This is a genomic window from Neobacillus sp. NRS-1170, assembly GCF_050468025.1.
On the sequence record NZ_JBITPF010000106.1, the window covers coordinates 1 to 3433 of the forward strand.

Annotated in this window: 4 protein-coding genes; 3 read left to right on the forward strand and 1 reads right to left on the reverse strand. The window is 41.4% G+C overall.

The window, feature by feature from the left end; genetic code table 11:
* The 3 genes from mgtE to ACIFOT_RS31730 all read left to right on the forward strand — a co-directional run.
* Positions 1–1308: magnesium transporter (gene mgtE / locus ACIFOT_RS31720; protein ID WP_430072823.1), on the forward strand; the 1308-nt coding region annotated here is incomplete at its 5' end.
* Positions 1309–1383: 75 nt separating this feature from the next.
* Positions 1384–2568 (forward strand): FtsW/RodA/SpoVE family cell cycle protein, encoded by a 1185-nt coding sequence (locus ACIFOT_RS31725; RefSeq protein ID WP_430072826.1) that lies wholly within the window; start codon positions 1384–1386, stop codon positions 2566–2568.
* Between the two features lie 84 nt (positions 2569–2652).
* Complete coding sequence (locus tag ACIFOT_RS31730) at positions 2653–3246, forward strand: DedA family protein (protein ID WP_430072829.1); 594 nt, start codon at positions 2653–2655, stop codon at positions 3244–3246.
* Here ACIFOT_RS31730 and ACIFOT_RS31735 read toward each other — a convergent pair.
* Positions 3243–3433 (reverse strand): hypothetical protein (locus ACIFOT_RS31735; RefSeq protein ID WP_430072832.1); only part of this gene is annotated, 191 nt, incomplete at its 5' end. The genes ACIFOT_RS31730 and ACIFOT_RS31735 overlap by 4 nt on opposite strands.

Here is a 3433-nt window from a genome sequence, read left to right on the forward strand (position 1 = left end):
TTAAAAGAAAATAAAAAGGGTGATTTTGAGGCGATTTTAGAAGAGCTTCAGCCCTATGATATTGCGAAAATCTATGGGGATTTACCGGAGAAGCATAAAGGACGCTTTCTGCTCTTTTTAAAATTCGACGTCCTAGCCGACCTCATGGAGGAGCTTGAGACGACAGATCAGCTCGATTTGTTGAATAAGCTCGGAATTGAGAAATCCAATAAAGTCCTCGATTTAATGGACAATGATGACTTGGCTTTATTGTTACATGATTTGTCTCCCGAGAAAAAGGATTCCCTTTTATCGGGGATGAACAGAGCTGAGTCCGAGGCTGTTAAGGATATCATGAAGTATCCTCCGGAAACTGCGGGCAGAATCATGACGAACCGTTTTATCTGGATTCGCAGCTATTATACAGTTCGGGAAGCAGTCGATAAGTTTAAAAGCTTTGCAGAGTTTGCCGAATCGATGAATTATCTATATGTCACCGATGAGGACCGAAAACTGGTCGGTGTTGTATCTTACCGGGATTTACTGTTAGCTGGGCTGGAGGAAAAAATCGAAGCCATCATGTACGAGCGGGTGATTTCTGTATCGGTAATGACCGATCAGGAAAAAGTTGCACAAACAGCCGAGCGTTATGACTTCTTAGCAGTTCCTGTAGTCGATGAGGAAAATGTCCTTGTTGGGATTGTCACCGTCGATGATATTATCGATGTTGTCATCAAAGAAGCCAATGAAGACATTGAAAAATTATCGGCAACGGGGAAATCGATTGACTTTGAAACAAAAACATTCGTAGCCGCAGCCAGAAGGCTGCCATGGCTTATTCTCCTTTTATTTATCGGTCTTATTTCCGGAAGGATCATCAGCAGTTTTGAGGATACCCTAAAGCAGGTTGTGGCCCTCGCCTTTTTTATGCCGATGATTGCCGGCATGACCGGGAACACTGGCACGCAATCCCTTGCTGTGGTCGTAAGAGGACTCATCTCTTATGATATCGATAAAGGAGTGGTTGCCCGTTTGGTCACCCGCGAGCTTGGGGTTGGCATCACGATTGGGATCACCTGCGCCGTCCTGATTTCGATTATTGCTTATATTTGGCAAGGGAATCTTATTTTAGGAGCAGTGGTGGGCTGCTCGCTATTTTTCACGCTGATTATTGGGACACTTGCGGGCACTATCATCCCGCTCATTTTGTACCGTTTTAAAATTGACCCGGCTGTTGCCTCAGGGCCGCTCATCACCACCTTAAATGATATTTTTTCGCTCCTCACCTATTTTGGGATTGCTACAATGTTTTTAAAGCATTTAATGTGAAAAATGAAACCTTTCATCCCCATAATCGTTATATAAGTTATAGGAATGTAATATATTTCCTAAAGGGTGTGGCGAATGGAAAGATACGTAAAAAAAGCAGACCGATTTGATTGGACGTTAACATTATTGTTGTTTCTTTTTTTCCTGATAAGTTGTGCGGCCATCTATAGTGCACAAAGCTCTGCCCAGTACGATGAAAATTTTTTAGTCAAACAAATTTTCTGGTATGCAGTTGGAGCAGGAATTATCTTAGTATCCATCTTTTTCGAAGGCTATCAATATAAACGGCTCTCCTGGTATTTATATGGATTGGGTCTTTTATTGCTGCTTGCTGTTTTTCTTGCCCCAGAGTCCATTGCTCCACATCGAAATGGGGCAAAGAGCTGGTTCATCATTCCAAAAATAGGCTCAATTCAGCCTTCCGAATTTGTTAAAACCTTTTTAATTTTAGCGCTTAGCCGTGTCATTACCACCCATCAAGAAAAGCATTTGGAGAAAACGCTGAAAACGGATTTTCTTTTACTATGTAAATTGGTGATTACCACGGCAGTTCCGCTCGGATTAATTATGCTGCAGCCTGACCTAGGGACAGGACTCGTTATTCTCTCCATACTGACAGGGCTGATTTTAGTTTCCGGGATCACATGGAAAATCATTTTACCGATATACAGCTTGGCAGCCTCTCTTGCAGGCCTAATTTTTTATCTTGTTTTGCAAAAGCCTGAATTTCTTGAAAAATACCTTCATGTTCAAACCTATCAATTTAACCGGATTTATGCTTGGCTTGATCCGAATAATCATTCCACCAGTTCTAGCTACCACTTATTAAAATCATTAAGTGCCATTGGTTCTGGTCTCATTTCCGGAAAGGGTTTTAGCCAACGCGAGGTGTATATTCCCGAGGCCCATACCGATTTTATCTTTGCTGTCATCGGCGAGGAGTATGGGTTTATCGGCGGCAGTATTGTTATTGGCCTTTTCTTTATGCTTATCTACCATTTAATTAAGACTTCCCTAGAGACTACCGATCCATTTAATACATATGTCTGCACGGGAATTATTAGTGTATTAACCTTCCATGTCTTTCAAAATGTTGGCATGACGATTCAGGTACTTCCCATAACCGGGATTCCTTTGCCGTTTATCAGCTATGGCGGCAGCTCGCTGATGGGCAACATGTTTGCCATGGGTCTGGTGTACAGCATCCGCTATCACCATCGAACCTATATGTTCTCTTCTGAAAAATCATTGAGTTCATAGAAACCATAAATATTTCATTATTAGATAAACTGTTATAAAATAAATCATGTTGAAAACATATATTTACTTAAGTGAAGGTGAACTATGGCAGACTATATTAACTCTATTTTGGAGTTCTTATCGCAATTAGGTTATTTCGGCATTGCCTTAGGATTGATGATAGAGATTATCCCAAGTGAGATTGTTTTAGGCTATGGCGGTTATATGATTTCTCAAGGTCATCTCGGCTTTCCAGGTGCCGTCATTGCAGGTACGATCGGCGGCACGATTGCTCAATTATTTTTATATTGGGCCGGATATTATGGAGGCAGACCGTTTTTAGAGAAATATGGAAAATATGTTCTGATTAAAAAGAGTCATATTGATATTGCTGAAAATTGGTTTAATAAATACGGCGCCGGCGTTATTTTTTCGGCACGATTTATTCCGGTCGTCCGACACGCCATTTCCATTCCAGCCGGTATTGCCAAAATGTCAGCTGCTAAATTTACTCTCTATACCGTGGCAGCCGTTCTTCCGTGGACCGTCCTGTTCCTTTATTTAGGGCAAACCTTGGGCAGCAACTGGTCCCATATTAAAGAAAAAGCCCATCCATTTGTCGTGCCATTTATTATTGCCGCGCTTGTGATTGGAGCCATTTACTTTTTAATCAAAAAAACGAAGAAAACCACCGACTAAGCACGGTGGTTTTCTTCGCTTTTCGAAAATTTCCTTTGAGCCCAGGCATCCAGCTTTTTCACATGCTGCTTACCGATGGTTAGTCCGTAAATAATGAGCAGGACAATGATCAAAGTAAATAAGTCTAATTTACCCGTCGAGATAAAGTTTATAATTCCCATTAATACCTGGGGGATTACTCCTGTTA

What these genes read in the sequence shown, in the direction of transcription:
- ACIFOT_RS31730 (WP_430072829.1), top strand. Translation starts at nt 2,653, where the DNA reads ATGGCAGACTATATTAACTCTATTTTGGAGTTCTTATCGCAATTAGGT.
- ACIFOT_RS31725 (WP_430072826.1), top strand. Translation starts at nt 1,384, where the DNA reads ATGGAAAGATACGTAAAAAAAGCAGACCGATTTGATTGGACGTTAACA.